Genomic DNA, 17,449 nt, shown 5'->3' with positions numbered 1-17,449 from the left:
CATCGACACCGCCACCCGCACCGTGCGGCTGGCATCGGGCCGCGCCCTCGACTACGACTACGTCATCTACGCGGTCGGCTCATGCGTCCCGCCCTGGAACGCGAGCTCGGGCGGCGACGCCCGCTCATCGGTGACGTCGCGGTGCTGCCCGCCGTCCTCGGCCCGCGGGCCGGGGCGATCGGCGCCGCGCTCTGTGGAGGGATGTCCGGATGAACGCCTGTGGAGGGAGCTGTCGATGAGGTGGATACGGCGTGCGATGGAGTTGCTCGGCGAGATCGAGCGGACACAGGAGGAGGCCCTGGCGGCGGCGGCGCGCATCGCGTCGTCGGTCATCGGCGGCGGCGGTGTGGTGCACACGTTCGGCACCGGCCACTCGCGGATGGGCGTGGAGGAGATGTTCCCCCGCTACGGCTCCTACCCGGGCTTCCATCCCATCGTGGACCTGTCGACGACGTTCTACACGCAGGTCGCCGGGTCGAACGGGATGCGGCAGGCGATGTTCATCGAGCGGGTCGAGGGGCTGGCCGACGCCATCCTGGCCAACTTCGAGCTGCGGCCGAGCGACGCGGCGATCGTGTTCAGCGTCAGCGGGCTGAACGCCGTGCCGATCGAGATGGCGATGGGGCTGCGCAAGGCGGGACTGCCCGTGGTGGCCGTGACCTCGATGCGGGAGACCATGGCCGTCGCGTCCGGCCATCCGAGCGGGACGCGGCTCGCCGACCACGCCGACGTGGTGATCGACCTGTGCACCCCGGTGGGCGACGCGCTCTGCTCGGTGGACGGGCTGGCCGAGCCGGTCGGCCCCGGCAGCACGCTGGCCGCGGTCTCCGTGGTCAACGAGATCAAGGTGCGGACGGCCGAGCTGCTGGTCGCGGGCGGGTGGACGCCGCCGGTGATCTCCAGCGCCAAGCTCGTCGGCGCTCCCCGCTCGGAGGAGCTGTTCGAGGCCGCCTACCTGGAGCATGCCCGCCGCGCCGCCGACGTGCTCAGGAAGCCATGAGCGCGGTCCTGGTGGCCGGCTCGGAGGGCGGCATCGGCCGCGCCTGCGTCGAGGCGGTGGAGGCGTCCGGGGTGCCCGCGTTCGGGGTGGACCTCGCCGACGGGATCGACATCACCAGACCCGGCGGGGCGGAGAAGGCCCTAGCCCGGGCGGCGGAGGCGCACGGGGCGGTCTCCGGCGTCGTCCACGCGATCGGCATGTCCGGCCGGTCGCTCGGCGACGGCGGCGTGGCCGACTGCACCGACGCGGCGTGGAACGAGGTGCACCGGGTCAACCACGAGTCGGTCTTCCGGCTGCTGCGCGCGGCGATCCCGGCCATGCCGGACGGCGGGTCGATCGTGGTGATCGGTTCGGCGCTGGGCACCTCGCTCGACGACGACTTCCGCACCGTGGCCTACGCCTCGGCCAAGGGCGGGCTGATCCCGCTGATCAGGATCGCGGCGCGCGAGGCGGCGCCGCGCGGGGTGCGGATCAACCTGGTCTCGGCCGGGCTGGTGTCCACGCCGATGAGCCGCCGGGCGCGCGAGTCCGAGGCGATCCGGGCCCGGATGCCCGCGCTCATGCCGCTCGGCGCCGCGCCGTGCCGGCCGGAGGAGGTCGCGCAGGCCGTGCTGTGGCTGCTGTCGCCGGCGTCCGGGCGGACCACGGGCGCGGTGATCCCCGTCGACGGAGGGTGGCACCTGCGATGAACGTCCTGTGGGAAGGCGACGTGGTGGTGGCGGGCGGGGGCAGCGCCGGGTGCGCGGCCGCCGTGGCCGCCGCGCGGTCCGGGGCGACGTGCCTGCTCGTGGAGTCGGCCGGCTTCCTCGGCGGCACGGGCGCCGCGGTGCTCGACACCTTCTACGGCTTCTACTCCCCCGGCCCCGAGGCGCCGCGGGTCGTCGGCGGCATCGGCTGGGAGGTGTGCGAGCGGCTGTTCGCGGCCGGAGCCGCCTTCGAGCGGCCCAACACCTACGGCGCGGGGACCGGGGTCACGTACGAGCCGGAGGAGCTCAAGGTCGTCTGGGACGAGCTGACCGCGGACGCGGAGGTGCTGCTGCACGCCAGGGTCTGCGGCGTCGTGCCGGGCGAGGGCGTCGTCGTGGAGACCGTGGCGGGACGGTTCCTGGTCAGGACGCGGGTGGTGGTGGACGCCACCGGGGACGCCGAGGTGGCCTGGCGGGCCGGTGCCGCCCTCGACCGCCCGGGCATGCGGCGCCAGCCGATGACGACCACGTTCCGGCTCGGCGGGGTCGACCCGTCGGTCACGAGCACGGCGGAGCTGCACGCGCTGATGGCCGAGGCGGACCTGCCCCGGCGTGAGGGGTCGGTGCACAGGACCGTCCACGACGGCATCGTGCACACCAACCTCACCCGGGTGAGCGGCCTCGACCCGACCGACCCGTTCGAGCTGTCGCGGGCGGAGCGGGAGGGGCGGCGGCAGGTCGGCGCGTACGTCCGCTTCCTGCGCGAGAAGGTGCCGGGGTACGGCTCGGCCGTGCTGCTGGGCACCTCCACGCGGATCGGGGTGCGCGAGTCGCGGCGGCTGGCCGGCCGGTACGTCCTGACCCGGGACGACGTGCTGGCCGGGCGGGACTTCCCCGACGCGATCGCCCGGTGCGGCGCGCCCATCGAGGACCACGACTCGGGGGCCGGCACGCGGTGGGAGTACGTCCAGGACTTCCGCACCTACGGCATCCCGTACCGGTGCCTGCTGCCCGTCGACGTGGGCGGGCTGATCGTGGCGGGGCGGTGCCTGTCGGCCACGCACGACGCCCACGCCTCCGCCCGCTCCATGGGCCAGTGCATGGCGATGGGGCAGGCGGCGGGGACGGCCGCGGCGCTGGCGGTGAAGGCGGGCGTGGAGCCCGCGGAGGTGGACGCGGGCCTGCTGCGCGAGCGGCTGCGCGAGGAAGGGGCGCTGCTGTGACGATCGGCATCGTACGGGGGGTGCTGCCGTGACGGTCCGCACCGTGCTCGGGGACGTCGAGGAGCTCGGCGTCACCTACGCGCACGAGCACCTGTTCATGACCGGCGGCTGGCCGGTGCGCGAGGAGCCGGACTACCGGCTCGACTCCCTCGACGCGGCCGTCGCGGAGGTGTCGGCGGCGATGCGCGCCGGCCTGTCGGCGGTGGTGGAGATGACGCCGCTCGGCTTCGGCCGCAGCCCGTCGCTGATGCGGGAGCTGGCCGGGCGGACCGGCCTGCACGTGATCGCGGTGACGGGCTTCCACAAGAGCCGCTACTACGCCGACGACCACTGGCTGCACCGCTACGCGGCCGACGAGATCACCGAGCTGCTGGTGTCCGAGATCGAGCTGGGCATGGACGAGTACGGCCTGGTCGGTCCCCTGGTGCGGCGATCGCCCGCCCGGGCGGGGGCCATCAAGATCGCGACCGGTTACCACGCGCTCGGCCGCGGGGTGGGGCGCCTGGTCGGGGCGGTGGCCGCCGCCGCGCTGGTCACCGGCGTGCCGATCGTCAGCCACTGCGACAAGGGCACGATGGGCCACGAACTGCTCGACGCCCTGGCGGCCGACGGGGTCGTGGCCGACCGGGTGGTGCTCGGGCACATCGACCACAACCCCGATGCCGGATATCTCATCTCCCTGGCGGAAAGGGGGGCCTATCTGGCCTTCGACCGGCCCGGCCGGATCAAGTACGGCCCGGACAGCGACGTCGTCGCGCTCGTCGCGGAGCTGGCCGGGCACGGTCTGGGCGACCGGCTGCTGTTCGGTATGGACCTGGCGCGCCGGTCGTACTGGCCGAGCCTGGGCGGGGGGCCGGGGCTGACGTACCTGCTGGAGAGGTTCGTGCCGCGGCTGGAGGCCGCGGGGCTCGGCGACGTGGCCACGGCCGCGCTGACCGGGAACCCGCGCGCCGCCTTCGCGCTGCGCGCCCCGACGCCCTGAGGGACGCGTGCGAAGGGATCGGCCGGATCCCCAGGGGATCCGGCCGACCCGCGCGACGGAGCGGGCCCTGGGGGCCGGCACGGGTTCCTCGCCGGAGCGGCCGGTCCTTCGGGGAGCGGTCGCTAGGGGAGGTTCTTCTCGGCCTGGTTCTGCCAGCTCGCGTTGGTGTTGATCTCGGGGGTGGCGCCCGCGAACGCGCCGCGCGCGTAGGCGTCGTCCTGCAGCCGGTACATCAGCCAGGCCGTCAGGTAGCCGAGGAAGCCGCCGCCCGTGCCCTGGACGGTGTTGTGGTCGGCGCCCTTCAGCAGCGCCTTGGCCGCGGCGCCGGGCACCTGGCCGTAGTACGTCTGGATCGCGGAGTTGGGCGAGATGATGACGTCGTTCGCGCCGCTGAGGAACAGCACCGGGCAGGTCAGCCGGCTCACGGAGAACGCGTCTCCGGAGCTGACCCAGATCGGCGCGGGCAGGGCGATGGGGACGACGGTGTCGATGAGGCCGCCGGACTTGGTGGCGGTGTTGACCGAGCCGCCGGCGCCCTGGGAGTGACCGACCGCGCCGACCCTGGTCACGTCGAGCTTGTCGTGGAAGACGCTGGAGGAGTCGGCGTTCCTGTCGATGAGGTACTGCGCCGCCGCGATCATCTCGGAGCCGGTGCCGGTCGTGGTGTCGGTCGAGGCGACCACGGCGAAGCCCCAGGAGGCGAGTTGGTTGAGCACGCCGGAATACTGCGTGGGCACCGCGTTCGTGCCGTTGCCCCAGGTGATGATCGGGTGCTTGAAGCCCCCCTCGCCGAGGTTGGCCGGATAGTACAGCCGGACGCCTGGCGCGTCGGCCGTGGCGACCGCCCAGGGGCCGGCCACCTTGTAGTGCGCCTCGATGGTGTCGGCGGCGACGGCGCCGCTGCCGGTGGTGCGGTCGGTGGTGCGGTCGGTGGTGCCGCCGGCGGCGCCGGCGGCCTGGGCCGGGCTCGCGACGACTCCCAGCACGAGTAAGACGGCTGCCGCAAGGAGCCTCATACAGCCTCCCGGAGATTTGTACGGATGACCGGAACTCTCGCTTCACAGGGGACGGTTGTCAATGGTTGGATCAGGGCCATGGAACACGTGCCCTCCGCCGCCGAGATGCTCGGCTGGATCGAGACCGTCGTGTCGCAGGGGATCCGCCGGCCGGGCTATCCGGCCGACGTGTGGACGGAGCGGTGGCTGGCGGACCGGCTGGCCGCGTTCGGGCTGGACGTGGAGCTGGAGCCGGTGGAGGTGACCCGCTGGCAGCCGGGCGCCGGAGTGCTGCGGCTCGACGACGGCACGGAGCTGCCGGGGCTGCCCCTGCCGTTCACCGCGCCGACCTCCGGCCTGCGCGCGCGGATCGTCCGGCTCGCGGACGCGCGCCCCGGCGACATCGCGGTGGACGAGCTGGCCTTCACCGAGGTGCCGCAGTCGTTCATCCGGACGCTGGCCACCTCGGCCTACGACCCGGAAGGCGTCTTCGACACGCTCGTCCAGACGATCCCGTTCGGGCCCCGGATGATGGAGGTGGTCGAGCCCGCCCTGGAGGCGGGCGCCGCCGGGTTCGTCGGCGCGCTGACGGGCGTGCCGTGGGAGACGCGCGACTACTACGTGCCCTACGACGCCGTCGAGCGGCCCGTCCCCGGGCTGTGGCTGTCCGCGGGCGACGCCCGGCGGCTCCTCTCCCGCCTCCCCTGCCAGGGCGAGCTGGTCGCCGAGGCGACCCGCGACACCGTGACCACGCACAACGTGGTGGCGACGCTGCCGGGCGCCTCGCCGCACTGGGTCATCGTCGCCTCCCACCACGACGGCCCGTGGGCGTCGGCGGTCGAGGACGCCTCGGGTCTCGCGCTCGTGCTGGCCGCCGCGCGCCACTGGGCCCGCGTGCCGGCCGCGGAACGGCCGCACAACCTCATGTTCCTGTTCACCTCCGGGCACATGGCCCACGCCGCCGGCACCAGGGCGTTCATCGAGCGGCACCGCGCCATGCTCGCGGACGTGGTGCTCCAGGTGCACCTGGAGCACGCCGCGCTGCGCTGCGAGAGCGTGGACGGCACGCTGCGGCCGACCCGCGACCCCGAGGTCAGGTGGTGGTTCACGACCCGGGAGCCGCGGCTGGAGAAGCTGGTCGCCACCACCCTGGAGGCCGAGCGGCTGCGCCGCTCCTTCGTGCTGCCGCCCGACGTGTTCTCCCCGATGCCGCCCACCGACGGCGCGTTCTTCCACCCCGAGGGCGTGCCGCTGGTGCACTTCCTGTCGGCGCCCATGTACCTGTTCGACTCGGCCGACACGCTCGACAAGGTCGACGTCGAAGGGCTGGAGCCGCTGGCCCGCGCGGCCGTGCGCATCGTGGCGGGCACCGAAGGCTGGTCACCGGCCACCCTCCGGGGCGGCGCGTGACGCCCTCCCCACAGCGGTCCGCGCATCCCCCGTCCCGGCCGGGTGCGTGATGCGGCTGCGGTGACGACCTGATCGTGGACGCGCAGCAGACCTACCGCCTGCCCCCGGCGCGCGTCGACGTGCTCGGCTTCTACCGGGCGCTCGCCGCCGGAGACGGCTGGCGGCCCGGCGAGGAGCCGGGGTCTGCCTCGAACCGATGAACGAGCCGCACGACTACGCATCGGCGGACTCCCGGCATGGAGGCGATCGTTTCCCGGGCCCCCGCACGGAGTTGACCTCACCGAGACCGCTGAGGTCCCGTTATCGGGATCGGTCAGTCGTTGGCAGGTCTGCTGAATTCTTCGATCAGCACGGGATACTGCTCCCCGCCATGTCCGGCGGCGATCGCCCGGTCGGCCATCGCTTTGATCAGCTTCGGCAGTTCGGCGTTGACACCCACCGCCTCGCTCTCCTCGATGAGGTGGCTCATCGCCCGCGCGTCGGTTTCCAGGGCCGACACCTCGGCCGGGAAGGAGCCGCTGTCGATCTGCTCGGCATAGCCGGGCAGCCATTCGGCCACACCGGCAGCGATCTGCTGCGCAAACGGCGCAAACGTCCCGGCGTCAACCCCGGCCGTCCTGAGCAGAGCGGTGCCCTGGAGCCAGGCGTTGAGCACACTCCACATCATGGCGAGACCGGCCACGTCATACAGGGACGCCAGCCCATGGTCCGCACCAAGGTAGGTGACGGTGCCGAGCGCGTCGAGCGTCGACTTGTGCACCTCGAAGTCCGACTGCGGCCCGCTCTGCAGAATCGACGCCTCGGCGGTCCCGATCGCCGACGGGATGGCCATGATGGCGCCGTCCAGGTAACGGGCGCCGCGCTGCTCGGCCCATCGGGCGGCCTCCCGGGCCTGGGCCGAGTCGCCCGAGGTCAGGTTGATCAGCATCCTGCCGTCCAGCTCGCCCTCGCTCGCGCCGAGCAGCTCGCGCATGGCCTGGTAATCGGTGACGCAGATGATCGTCAGAGAACTCGCCTTGAGCGCGTCGCCGACCGTCGGCGCCAGCCGTGCACCCTCGGCCACCAGCCGGTCGGCCTTGGAGGGTGTGCGGTTCCACACGGTTGTGGGGTGCCCGGCCTTCAGGAGCGCGCCGGCGAGCGCCCGGCCCATCAGTCCGAGTCCGATGACTGTCACGGGTGTATCGGTGGTTCTGTTCATGGCACGATCGTCAACGTTGATACCGGTGTGAAGGTCAAGTGAGGTTTCGATGCTGATCGGGGAACTGAGTCGTCGGACGGGCGTGAACGCCCATCAGTTGCGCTACTACGAAGCCCAGGGCCTGCTGGAGGCAGCGCGCGGCGCGAACGGCTACCGCGAGTACGACGAGAACGCCGTGCTGCGGGTGAAGCAGATCAGACACCTGCTTGGTGCAGGTTTGTCCTCTGAGGACATCGCGTACCTGCTGCCTTGTGCGGTCGGAGAGGCCCCGGAGCTACTCGGATGTCCCGAGTTGCTGGCCGCGATGCGGTCACGGCTGCGGCGACTGGACGATCAGATGAACAGGCTCGCTCAGTCCCGCGACGCTCTTGCCCACTACATTGATGCGGCCGATCGAAGCGCCGGCAAGAGCTATCCCCCCTTTGAGGATGCCGGTCAGGAGCGCGTGCCCGCCTGAGCGATCTGTGGGCTTTTCGCCCAGGGACGCAGGGTCCCCGCGTTGGCCTCGACCTGGGCGATCCGAAGAACCGGCTCGCCCAGCCGGCGTCGTCCAGGGGCTGGGCGACCGGATCTGCCGCACGCTCGAGGAGCCGGCCGAGGTCGCTCCGCACCTCCAGGTCCGGCCGCGCCGTCTCCCCCTGCCCCCCGGCCGGCCGCTCGCGAGGACAACGCGCCCCCGCATCACCTGACGCGCGCGAGTCCCGTTCACGGTGGGGCGGACCAAGTACGCCTCCCAGCGCCGGCACGCTGTCGGCCGGCCCGCGCACGACCGGTTGACCACGATCGCCGCCCGGCCACTGACCCACGACTTCACTAGCGTGTGGATCATGAGGTCGCCACATTGCGGCCAAGGCTGAAAGCGATGGTTTCTTGGTAGAAGTGACGTTCGGGGTGCTCGGCCCCGTCCAGGTTCGGCAGACGGACGGACAGCAGCTCTCCTTGAGCGGCAAGCAGCGGGCGGTACTGGCCACCCTGCTCCTGCACGTCAACACGACCGTGTCCCGCGATCGTCTGATCGCCGCCGTCTGGGACTGCGCGCCCGCCTCCGCCGTCGCGAACATCCAGTCCTACATCGCCTGGCTTCGCCGGGCGCTGCCCGCCACCGCGCGGCTGCGCACCCAGGGCGCCGGCTACCTGCTCGAAGTCGCGCGCGAGGAGGTGGACCTGCTCGTCTTCGAGGATCAGGTGCGCCTGGCCAAAAGTGAGACCGACCCCACGAAGGCAGCCGGGCGGCTCCAGGTGGCCCTGGGGTTGTGGCGCGGATCCCCTGCCGAGGACGCCCCGCTGACCGGTGCCATGACGGCGCTGCTCGCCCAGTGGGAGGAACGCCTCGCCCAGGCCCGGCTGGACTGGGCGGACACACAGCTCGAACTGGGCCGGCACGCGGAAGTGATCGCCGAGCTGCGCAGGTTCGCGGGCGAGCAGCCCCTGCACGAACGTTTCTGGCAGCAGCTCATGCTGGCGTTGTCCGGGGCGGGCCGGCGCGGCGAGGCGCTGGAGGTCTACCAGCACGCCCGTACCGTGCTGGCAGACGAACTGGGCATCGAGCCCGGCCCCGAACTGCAGCGACTCCAGGCCGCCGTCCTGTCGGGCTCCGTACCCTCGGAGGTGAGGAAGTGGCGCCCGGCGATGTGCTCGCTGCCTGCCGACCTCGCCGGCTTCGCCGGACGGGACGAGGAAGTGGCGACGCTCACCGCCGTGCTGCGTCAAGGCCAGGCCGCGACACCGGTCGTCGTCATCAGCGGGCCGCCCGGGGTCGGCAAGAGCACGCTGGCGGTCCATGTGGCGCACCGGGTGCGGCCCGGGTTTCCCGACGGCCGGATCTTCTTGCGGCTGACGGACCCGGCGGGCGCGCCGCGCGAACCCTCCGAACTGCTGGCCGAGTTGCTGCGGGAACTGGGCGTGGACGGTCCGGCGATTCCCGCCGGGCTCGAAGACCGCGCCGAGCTCTACCGGTCACTCGTGGCCGGCCGGGCGATCCTCGTGGTGCTGGACGACGCGGCCGACGCCCTCCAGGTGAGCCCTCTGCTGCCGGGTACGCCGCGCAGCGCCGCACTGGTGACCAGCCGTGCACCGCTCACCGGGCTACCGGGCGTGACCGATGTCCAGCTTGACGCGCCCGCGCAGGCCCAAGCACATGCCCCGCCGGAAACCGCGTCCGAAGCCGCGCGGGCGGCGACGGTCTGGCACGTGGCCAGGCAACTGCCGCTGGACGTGCCCGGCTTCACGGGCCGTGACGAGGAGCTGGTGCGGCTTGATGAGGCGCTGACCAACGTCACGCAGCCCACAGCGGTGGTCATCTCCGCCTTGTCGGGCACCGCGGGGGTCGGCAAGACGGCCCTGGCCCTCCATTGGGCCCACCGGCGCCAGCACCTGTTTCCGGACGGACAGCTCTATGTGAACCTGAGGGGGTTCGCTCCCGACAGTTCGGCGATGAGCGCGGCCGAAGCATTGCGCGGCTTCCTTGACGCGCTGCGTCCGCCGGTGAAGCAGATCCCGGACGGCTTGGAGGCGCAGTCCGCGCTTTACCGCAGTCTGCTGGCCGGCCGGCGGGTTCTCATCGTGCTCGACAACGCACGCGATGCCGACCAGATCCGTCCACTGCTGCCCGGCACGCCTGGCTGTCCGGTTGTGGTGACGAGCCGTGATCGGCTGCCCGGCCTGGTGGCTCGTGAGGGCGCCTACCCGCTTACGCTGGACCTGCTCACCGGAGCCGAGGCCAGGCAACTTCTGATCAGCCGCCTCGGCCAGGCCCGCGTCGCGGCCGAGCCCAAGGCCGTCGAAGAGATCATCGACAGGTGCGCGCGCCTGCCCCTCGCACTCACGATCACGGCTGCGCACGCCGCCGCCCATCCCGACTTTCCCCTCGCCGCCGTCGCCGCCGGGCTGCGGGAGGACCGCAGTCTCGATGCGTTCGAGGGTGGCGATCACGCCACGGACGTGCGGGCGGTCTTCTCCTGGTCCTACCGCTGTCTCAGTCCGGAGGCGGCGCGTCTGTTCAGGATGCTGAGTCTGCATCCCGGCCCCGACATCGCGGTCGCCGCGGCGGCCAGCTTGGCAGGCTTCCCGGCCAGGCAGGCCCGCCGGCTGCTGACCGAGCTCGATCGCGCCCATCTCATCAAGGAGCATCTGCCCGGCCGTTACACCTTTCACGACCTGCTGCGCGCCTACGCCGCCGAGCTCGCCGGCGAGCAGGACGACGTCCGTCGTCGCATCTTCGACCACTATCTGCACACGACGGATCGCGCCGCCCAGCTGATCGCCCCACACCAGCCCCGGGTTTCGCCGGCTCAAGCCCGGCCGGGGGTCATCCCTGAAGATCTCGCTGACGCGAGGCAGGCGACGGACTGGTTCGCCGCCGAACAATCGGTGCTTCTCACGCTGATCGACAAAGCCTCCCTATGGGGCATCGACTTGCCCGTCTGGCAACTGGCCGAGCGTCTCATCGAGTATCTCGACCGCCAGGGACGCTGGCGAGACCAGGAACGCAGTCTGCACACCGCCTTGGATTCGGCGTGCCGGGCACACGACAAGCTCGGCCAGGCGCACGCCCAACGCGGCCTTGGCTGGGCCTACATGCGGCTCGGCCGCTACGACGACGCTCGTGTTCACATGGAGCACGCCGTCACCCTGTTCGCCGAACTCGGCGAGCGGATCGGCGAAGCCGACGCCCATCGCAACCTCGGCTGGCTCGGGGAACTCCAGGGCGACTACCAGCAGGCACTCCGCCACGACCTGCGTTCTCTGGAGTTGTACCAGGCGGCTGAATACGCGGCCGGACAAGCCCGGGCACTGGGCAACCTCGGCTGGACCTACGCCCGGCTCGGCGACCACGTCCAGGCGCTGAGCCACTGCCTCCGGGCGCTGCGCCTTCACCAGGAAACCGGCAATCGGCGGGGCGAGGCCGCCGCATCGGACAGTATCGGCTTCGCCTACCACCAGCTCGGCGAGCATCAACAGGCCATTGATTTTTTTCACCGCGCGCTGGCCCTGTACCAAGCGCTGGGCGACCGCTACAACGAAGCCGACACGCTGGTTCACCTCGGCGACACCCATCACGCCGTCGGCGACATCGAGGCGGCCCGTGAGACTTGGCAGCAGGCGCTGCGCATCTTCGACGAGCTCGGCCACTCCGACGCCGAGCACGTACGTCGCAAGCTCGCACATCAGGGACGATAAGCGTCCGCAGGGGACTCGACAACACTGCTTCGCCGCCGCGACGCCTGCTCGAAGAGCAGGCGATCGAACTCGGTGCGCACGTCCGGCGCGGTTCTGGTTGCGGTCAGGGGGTTCGCCTGCGCCTTGACCCGCACTCCTGGTGGGCCATCGGCTCGTTCCTGTGGTGGTCGTGTGGTGATCGTATAGGGGACATATGGCGGGTGCGGTAATGATCGTCCCTGCAGCCGTAATCGCTATTGCGGCCGGTCCGTTTCCAGCCGGATGAAAGGGAGTATGCGATGTCGGAACGCGAAGGAAATCTCATGCGAAAGGTGGCCTTGACGGCCGCCGCGTTCGCCGCCGCGTCTGCGGTCGGGGTCGGGGCAGCCGATGCCGCCGCGGCCGCGGAGCCGTCGAGCGCGAACCTCTCCGAGGTCGCAGCCGGCACCGACCAGAACAGCGCACTCGGCGCCGTGCTGAACCGGGTCATCGCCGACGACGGGGCCTTCGGCCCTGCCGGCAGTTTCAACAGGTGACCGAGCGGGTTCGTTCCATGGCTGATCGGGCCGTGTAGCGGCCTGCTGAGACACGAAGGGCAGAGGGGCGGAGGACATCGTGATCGAGCTACCGATCGTGCAGGTGAACGAGAGAGCTGCTGAATGGCCGACTCAGCACGTGACCGATCAGGCGCTCAGGGATCCACGCTGGCGCCCTCTGCCGTTCGTGGAATTCGCTCTCAAGTTTCACGGCCGGTGCAACCTGGCCTGTGACTATTGCTACATGTACGAGATGGCCGACCAGAGCTGGAGAAACAAGCCGGTGGCCATGTCACGCAAGACGATCGACCAGGTCGCCTTCCGCCTCGGAGAACACCTGCGAGCTCACGCTGACGAGATCCAGGGAGCGTCGGTGAGGCTGCACGGCGGCGAAGCGCTGCTCGCGGGCGCGGATCGGTTCGCTTACGCGGCGCGAGCATTCCGAGACGCCGCGCCCCCCGATGTCCCGCTGCGGCTCGTCACCACGACGAACGGCGTGCTCCTTGACGAGAAGATATTGAACGTCCTGCACGAACACCGCATCGGTGTCACGGTGAGCCTCGACGGCGACAGGGAGGGCCAGAACCGTCACCGCACGTACGCCAACGGCCGCGGCAGCTATGACCAGGTGATGCGAGGCATCGAGGTTCTGAACCGTCCCCCTTACCGTGACCTCTTCGACCTTGTGCTGTGCACCATCGACCTGGAGAACGACCCCCTGACCACCTACGAGGCGCTGCTCGCCACCGGGGCGCCGGCCGTGGACTTCCTGCTGCCGCTCGGCAATTGGTCGTCTCCTCCGCCGGGATGGACCTCCGGCGACGGGGGCACCGCGTATGCGGACTGGCTGATACCGATCTTCGACCGCTGGTATTCCACGACACCGCTTCCAGCCGGCGTCAGGCTCTTCGAGAACATCATGACGCTGTGCCTGGGCGGCCAAGCCCACACCGAAGGGCTGGGGCTCAGCCCGTTCCAGCTTGTCGTCATCGAAAGCGACGGAACCATCGAACTCGGCGACGCTCTGAAGTCCGCCTACGAGGGTGCCCCGTTCACCGGCTTGAACGTCTTTCGCAACACGTTTGACGACGCGCGACTCCTCCCGGGCGTTGTCGCCCGGCAACGAGGGGTGGCCGACCTGTCGCCGATCTGTGTTTCTTGCCCGATCCGGGATGTCTGCGGGGCCGGCGAGTACAGCACTCGATACCGCGCCGGCTCGGGATTTCTCAATCCTTCCGTCTACTGCGCCGACCTGGCCAAGCTGATCTGCCACATCCGCGACCGGGTGCTCACCGACGTGGAACGAGTGAAGGCCGAGCGCGCGAAGACAGGCTGACCGGCTTGGCGCCTTCCGCGAGGACACACATGGCCTCGACCACGTCTCCGCGACGGCCGCCGGGCACGGTTCAGGAGTTTCATGCCGTCCACTGGGGCCGGTCCCCGACCGGCCCCAGTGGACTTCGACGAGGTGAACCGCCACCTGAGATCGGTCACCGCAGGGCAAGTCCGAACGGTGCTGTCATGCGCATCCGGGTCCCGGCCGCGGTGGGGATCCGGTCATCGGAGAGGGAACGGGCTCGGCTGGTCGGCAACCTGGCGCGCACCGAACCACCTCACAACGACACGTTCGCGCCGTCCACCACGTCGGGGGCGTCCACGAAGGTCGCACCGGCCATCTCCGTGTCGGTCCTCAACGGTGGGAACGCCGCCGTGGTACGACCGCGCAGCAGGTCGAGCGCGGCCGGCACCCGCGGGCCGAAATCGTACCCACCGGCAGGCCGCGCTCGAAGAAGTAGTGCACGATACGGATCCACCGGCAGCTGACGGCCGGGCTTCTCGGTGTAGGCGTCCCAGCCGGGCTCGAAGTCGTGGACCACCAGCTCCACCGCACGCGTGGTGGGGGCGGCCACGATCTCTGTGTCTTTCATCGTCCGGGGTCCGGCCCGTCGTGCCGGGGGTCAAGGGCTGGTGCAGGTGGCGACCGGAGCCGCGGCGGCGCCGTTGGCGGTGAAGCCGAAGGTGGTGGAGGATCCGGCCGCGACCGAGCCGTTGTACGCGGCGTTGCGGACGATCACGCCGGACCCGGAGCCGGTCTGCACGCCGTCCCAGAGGCTGCTGATGATCTGCCCGCCCGGCCAGGTCCAGCGCACCGTCCAGCCGTTGACCGGTGCGTCGCCGGCCCGGACGGTCACCGTCGCCTGGAACCCGCCCGGCCAGGTGTTGGTCGTCGCGATCGTCGCCGAGCAGGCCCCAGGCACCGGGGTCGGGGTGGGAGTCGGTGTCGGCGTCGGGGTGGGGGTGGGGGTGGGGGTGGGCGTCGGGTCGGGGTTCGGGTTCGCGGCGTTGAGAACGTTCAGGACCGCGTTGTAGGCGGGCTTCTTGGCGTAGTTGCCGTCGAACAGCAGCGGCGTGTCACCGCTGCGCCAGGAGTACTTGTCGGTGACGCCCCACACGGTGATGCCGGTGCAGCGGGCGACCGCCACGCACGCCTGCGTGACGCGGCGGTAGGCGTCGGCCTGCGCCGATCCGGAGCCGCCGATGTCCAGCTCGGTGATCTGGACGTCCACGCCGAGGGCGGCGAACTGCGCGATGTTCTGCTGGTAGTTCGACGGCACCTGGCCGAAGTGCGACTGCAGGCCGACGCAGTCGATCGGCACGCCGCGCGCCTTGAAGTCCTTGACCATGTTGTAGACGCCGCGGGTCTTGGCGGCGTTGGCGTCGTCGATGTTGTAGTCGTTGTAGCAGAGCTTGGCGCCCGGGTCGGCCGCCCGGGCGGCGCGGAACGCCTCCTCGATGAAGCCGTTGCCGAGCCGCTGCTGGAAGACCGAGCTGCGCAGCGTGCCGACCGCGCCGCCGTCGGCGAACGCCTCGTTGACCACGTCCCAGGCGTAGATCTTGCCCTTGTAGTGGCCCATCACCCCGTTGATGTGGTTGACCATCGCGGTGCGCACGTCGTTCGCGGACGACAGCCCCTGCACCCAGCCCGGAAGCTGGTTGTGCCACACCAGGGTGTGGCCGCGCAGCCTCATGCCCTGGCTCTGCGCGTGGCCGGCGATCCGGTCGGCGGAGGCGAAGGTGAACGAGCCGCGGGAGGGCTCGGTGGCGTCCCACTTCATCTCGTTCTCGGGGGTGATCCCGTTGAACTCGCGGTTCAGCGTGCTCGCGTACGCCGCCTCACCGAGCCGGCCGGCCGCCACCGCGGCCCCGAAGTAGCGCCCGCTCTGTGCCGCCGCGGCGCCCAGGGTCGACGCGGCGGCGCCGGCGGGGGCGGCCACCGCCAGCGCCGTGGCCGCGCCGAGGGCGGCGAGGACGCCGGCGACCAGGGCGCGGCGCGGGCCTCCCGGCGTCCGCGCGGGTCCATGCGGATGTAAGGGGTTCTCGCCCATGTCTGAGCCTCCATGGTGGATGACGTGGGAAAGCGCGGGAGACGACGTCCGCGGCGCCGACGCGCGGCCTGTCTCCGGCTCGCGTTCACGGAGGGCGGCCCCCGCCGCACACCACCGACCCCGCGAGGAATGCCTCCTCGGAGCCCCAGTTTGGGAACGGTCGGCGAAACATGTCAAGACGCGTCCAGAAAGTTTCGGAGACCCTCCCTCTCCAAGCGGCCATGGGCTGGGCTGATCAGCATCTCGGCCGCCGAAAGTTTCGCTCACCGCCACCATCGCCCCCCTCGCCGGGAGCCGGCGGTGAAACTTTCAGCACCGCCCGCCCCGCCGCGCGGCCCGGACGACGGAGGGCGCACCGGCCGGACACGGCGGCCCCCGACGGGCGCTTGACGGGCCCGGCGGCGTCGTATTTGCTCCCGGGCACACCACCACCGCCACGTACCCCTACGGAAGGACCTTGAGGGCGGTGCCCGCTGACGCCTGGGAGGGCTTGAGCATGCGTACACGAAAGAGCCGGCTGGCGGCCGTCCTGACGTCCCTGGTGGTCGCGTGCCTGTTCCTGGCCGTCCGGCCCGCCGGCGCCGCGTCGCTGACCCGGGTGACCGGCTTCGGCACCAACCCGACCAACCTCAACATGTACCTCTACGTCCCCGACACCGTCGCGGCACGACCGGCGCTGCTGCTCCTGGTCCACTACTGCACCGGTTCGGCCTCGGCGGTCTTCAACGGCGTCGGCCACGACTACGTCACCGCCGCCGACCGGTACGGGTACGTCATCGTGGTCCCCGAGGCGACCCGCGACGGGCACTGCTTCGACGTCTCCACGCCCGCCGCGCTCCGGCGCGACGGCGGCGGGGACTCGACCGGCATCATGGCGATGGTCGCCTACACCCGGCAGCGCTACAACGTGGACCCGGCCCGGATCGTGGTCAGCGGCTTCTCCTCCGGCGCGATGATGACCAACGTCCTCGCCGCCGAGTACCCGGACGTGTTCGCCGCCGGCGCGGCGTTCTCCGGCGTGCCCGCCGGGTGCTTCGCCACCACCAACGGATCCCTGTGGAACAGCCAGTGCTCCGGCGGCACCCTCATCAAGACCGCGCAGCAGTGGGGCGACCAGGCCCGGGCGATGTACCCCGGCTACACGGGCCGCTACCCGCGGATGCAGCTCTGGCACGGCACCACGGACACCACGCTGGCCTACCCGAACTTCGGCGAAGAGATCAAGCAGTGGACGAACCTGCACGGGGTGAGCCAGACGCCGGCCTCCACCGACCAGCCGCGTCCGGGCTGGACGCGGACCCGGTACGGCACCGCCGGCACCCGCGCCACCGTCGAGGGTGTCAGCATCGCGGGAGCGGGCCACTCCCTGCCGACGGACGGCACGGTGGCCGGCGCCATCGCCTTCCTCGGCCTCGACGGCGGCGCAGGCACGACTCCCACCCCGACCCCGACCCCGACCCCGACGCCGACGCCGGGTGGCGGTGCCTGCCGGGTCAGTGCCGCCGTCAGCGCCTGGGGCACCGGCCTGACCGAGAACGTCACCATCACCAACACCGGCTCCTCCGCCGTCAACGGCTGGTCGCTCGTGTTCACGCTCCCCGCCGGGCAGACGATCACCTCCGGATGGAACGCCACGTACACGCCGGCCGGCGGCCGGGTCACGGCGGCCAACCTCACCTACAACGGCTCGATACCATCCGGCGGCTCGACCCAGATCGGCTTCCAGGCCACCCACACCGGCAACGCCGCCGCGGCGAGCGCGTTCACCCTCAACGGCGCCACCTGCGCCGTCTCCTGACGCGGCGTGGGCGCCCGGCACGGCGCGCCCTCGTTCCCGGATGGCGCCCGGCACGGCGCGGCAGAGGGGGCTCCGCC

Annotated in this window: 16 protein-coding genes; 12 read left to right on the top strand and 4 right to left on the bottom strand. The window is 71.4% G+C overall.

Translation table 11 applies throughout. From position 1 onward, the window contains the following. Nucleotides 1-81: 81 nt before the first annotated feature. The 5 genes from AB0H81_RS37085 to AB0H81_RS37065 are packed head-to-tail and all read left to right on the top strand — an operon-like array spanning nt 82 to nt 3,891. On the top strand, nt 82-213 hold the full coding sequence (locus AB0H81_RS37085) for a hypothetical protein (RefSeq protein ID WP_358384581.1): 132 nt from the start codon (nt 82-84) through the stop codon (nt 211-213). 22 nt (nt 214-235) lie between these two features. Beyond that, a complete protein-coding gene (locus AB0H81_RS37080; protein WP_358384578.1) occupies nt 236-1,000 on the top strand; it encodes an SIS domain-containing protein in 765 nt (254 codons plus the stop codon). Continuing rightward, a complete protein-coding gene (locus AB0H81_RS37075; RefSeq protein WP_358384575.1) occupies nt 997-1,689 on the top strand; it encodes an SDR family oxidoreductase in 693 nt (230 codons plus the stop codon). Before AB0H81_RS37080 ends, AB0H81_RS37075 begins: the two co-directional genes overlap by 4 nt. Further along, nucleotides 1,686-2,909 carry an FAD-dependent oxidoreductase gene (locus tag AB0H81_RS37070; protein ID WP_358384572.1) on the top strand — a complete coding sequence of 408 codons (1,224 nt, stop codon included), beginning with the start codon at nt 1,686-1,688 and terminating at the stop codon, nt 2,907-2,909. The genes AB0H81_RS37075 and AB0H81_RS37070 overlap by 4 nt, the downstream gene beginning before the upstream one ends. 28 nt (nt 2,910-2,937) lie before the next feature. Next, on the top strand, nt 2,938-3,891 hold the full coding sequence (locus tag AB0H81_RS37065) for a hypothetical protein (RefSeq protein WP_358384569.1): 954 nt from the start codon (nt 2,938-2,940) through the stop codon (nt 3,889-3,891). A 122-nt stretch (nt 3,892-4,013) separates the two neighbouring features. On the opposite strand, the gene AB0H81_RS37060 is transcribed toward AB0H81_RS37065, so the two are convergent. Further along, nucleotides 4,014-4,907 (bottom strand): alpha/beta hydrolase, encoded by an 894-nt coding sequence (locus AB0H81_RS37060; RefSeq protein WP_358384566.1) that lies wholly within the window; start codon nt 4,905-4,907, stop codon nt 4,014-4,016. Between the two features lie 78 nt (nt 4,908-4,985). On the opposite strand from AB0H81_RS37060, the gene AB0H81_RS37055 reads away from it, so the two are divergent. Both AB0H81_RS37055 and AB0H81_RS37050 read left to right on the top strand, forming a co-directional pair. After that, nucleotides 4,986-6,296 carry a M28 family peptidase gene (locus AB0H81_RS37055; RefSeq protein ID WP_358384563.1) on the top strand — a complete coding sequence of 437 codons (1,311 nt, stop codon included), beginning with the start codon at nt 4,986-4,988 and terminating at the stop codon, nt 6,294-6,296. 74 nt (nt 6,297-6,370) lie between these two features. Beyond that, nucleotides 6,371-6,496, top strand: a complete 126-nt coding sequence (locus AB0H81_RS37050) for a hypothetical protein (protein WP_358384560.1) — start codon at nt 6,371-6,373, stop codon at nt 6,494-6,496. Between the two features lie 113 nt (nt 6,497-6,609). Here the strand turns inward: AB0H81_RS37050 and AB0H81_RS37045 are convergent, their stop codons facing one another. Further along, nucleotides 6,610-7,494, bottom strand: coding sequence for an NAD(P)-binding domain-containing protein (locus tag AB0H81_RS37045; protein WP_358384557.1), 885 nt, complete (start codon nt 7,492-7,494; stop codon nt 6,610-6,612). Between the two features lie 49 nt (nt 7,495-7,543). Here AB0H81_RS37045 and AB0H81_RS37040 point away from each other — a divergent pair, with 49 nt between their 5' ends. From AB0H81_RS37040 to AB0H81_RS37025, 4 genes are all read left to right on the top strand, one after another. After that, nucleotides 7,544-7,951: a MerR family transcriptional regulator gene (locus AB0H81_RS37040; protein ID WP_358384554.1), complete on the top strand. Its 408-nt coding sequence runs from the start codon at nt 7,544-7,546 to the stop codon at nt 7,949-7,951. Between the two features lie 422 nt (nt 7,952-8,373). Then, on the top strand, nt 8,374-11,673 hold the full coding sequence (locus tag AB0H81_RS37035; RefSeq protein ID WP_358384552.1) for a tetratricopeptide repeat protein: 3,300 nt from the start codon (nt 8,374-8,376) through the stop codon (nt 11,671-11,673). A 278-nt stretch (nt 11,674-11,951) separates the two neighbouring features. Next, nucleotides 11,952-12,188: a hypothetical protein gene (locus AB0H81_RS37030; protein ID WP_358384549.1), complete on the top strand. Its 237-nt coding sequence runs from the start codon at nt 11,952-11,954 to the stop codon at nt 12,186-12,188. 79 nt (nt 12,189-12,267) lie between these two features. Next, nucleotides 12,268-13,524, top strand: coding sequence for an FxsB family cyclophane-forming radical SAM/SPASM peptide maturase (locus tag AB0H81_RS37025; RefSeq protein WP_358384546.1), 1,257 nt, complete (start codon nt 12,268-12,270; stop codon nt 13,522-13,524). Nucleotides 13,525-13,801: 277 nt separating this feature from the next. Here AB0H81_RS37025 and AB0H81_RS37020 read toward each other — a convergent pair whose 3' ends face one another. Together AB0H81_RS37020 and AB0H81_RS37015 are read right to left on the bottom strand one after the other, a co-directional pair. Beyond that, the gene (locus AB0H81_RS37020) at nt 13,802-14,116 is read right to left on the bottom strand and encodes a hypothetical protein (RefSeq protein WP_358384543.1); all 315 of its coding nucleotides are present in this window, start codon (nt 14,114-14,116) and stop codon (nt 13,802-13,804) included. A gap of 30 nt (nt 14,117-14,146) precedes the next feature. Next, nucleotides 14,147-15,574 (bottom strand): endo-1,4-beta-xylanase, encoded by a 1,428-nt coding sequence (locus tag AB0H81_RS37015; RefSeq protein WP_358384540.1) that lies wholly within the window; start codon nt 15,572-15,574, stop codon nt 14,147-14,149. Between the two features lie 496 nt (nt 15,575-16,070). On the opposite strand from AB0H81_RS37015, the gene AB0H81_RS37010 reads away from it, so the two are divergent. Continuing rightward, nucleotides 16,071-17,372 (top strand): PHB depolymerase family esterase, encoded by a 1,302-nt coding sequence (locus AB0H81_RS37010; protein ID WP_358384537.1) that lies wholly within the window; start codon nt 16,071-16,073, stop codon nt 17,370-17,372. Nucleotides 17,373-17,449 lie beyond the last annotated feature (77 nt).

Source organism: Nonomuraea sp. NPDC050691, assembly GCF_040654455.1.
Classification (GTDB): Bacteria; Actinomycetota; Actinomycetes; order Streptosporangiales; family Streptosporangiaceae; genus Nonomuraea.
Note: the sequence above shows the minus strand (reverse complement) of the source record. Positions and strands in the feature narration are given on the sequence as shown.

Bases quoted from the DNA above. Each gene is read 5' to 3' on its own strand.
- AB0H81_RS37040 (WP_358384554.1), top strand. From the start codon at position 7,544: ATGCTGATCGGGGAACTGAGTCGTCGGACGGGCGTGAACGCCCATCAG.
- AB0H81_RS37055 (WP_358384563.1), top strand. From the start codon at position 4,986: ATGGAACACGTGCCCTCCGCCGCCGAGATGCTCGGCTGGATCGAGACC.
- AB0H81_RS37070 (WP_358384572.1), top strand. From the start codon at position 1,686: ATGAACGTCCTGTGGGAAGGCGACGTGGTGGTGGCGGGCGGGGGCAGC.
- AB0H81_RS37060 (WP_358384566.1), bottom strand. From the start codon at position 4,907: ATGAGGCTCCTTGCGGCAGCCGTCTTACTCGTGCTGGGAGTCGTCGCG.
- AB0H81_RS37085 (WP_358384581.1), top strand. From the start codon at position 82: ATGCGTCCCGCCCTGGAACGCGAGCTCGGGCGGCGACGCCCGCTCATC.
- AB0H81_RS37030 (WP_358384549.1), top strand. From the start codon at position 11,952: ATGTCGGAACGCGAAGGAAATCTCATGCGAAAGGTGGCCTTGACGGCC.
- AB0H81_RS37015 (WP_358384540.1), bottom strand. From the start codon at position 15,574: ATGGGCGAGAACCCCTTACATCCGCATGGACCCGCGCGGACGCCGGGA.
- AB0H81_RS37020 (WP_358384543.1), bottom strand. From the start codon at position 14,116: ATGAAAGACACAGAGATCGTGGCCGCCCCCACCACGCGTGCGGTGGAG.
- AB0H81_RS37080 (WP_358384578.1), top strand. From the start codon at position 236: ATGAGGTGGATACGGCGTGCGATGGAGTTGCTCGGCGAGATCGAGCGG.
- AB0H81_RS37010 (WP_358384537.1), top strand. From the start codon at position 16,071: ATGCGTACACGAAAGAGCCGGCTGGCGGCCGTCCTGACGTCCCTGGTG.
- AB0H81_RS37045 (WP_358384557.1), bottom strand. From the start codon at position 7,494: ATGAACAGAACCACCGATACACCCGTGACAGTCATCGGACTCGGACTG.
- AB0H81_RS37075 (WP_358384575.1), top strand. From the start codon at position 997: ATGAGCGCGGTCCTGGTGGCCGGCTCGGAGGGCGGCATCGGCCGCGCC.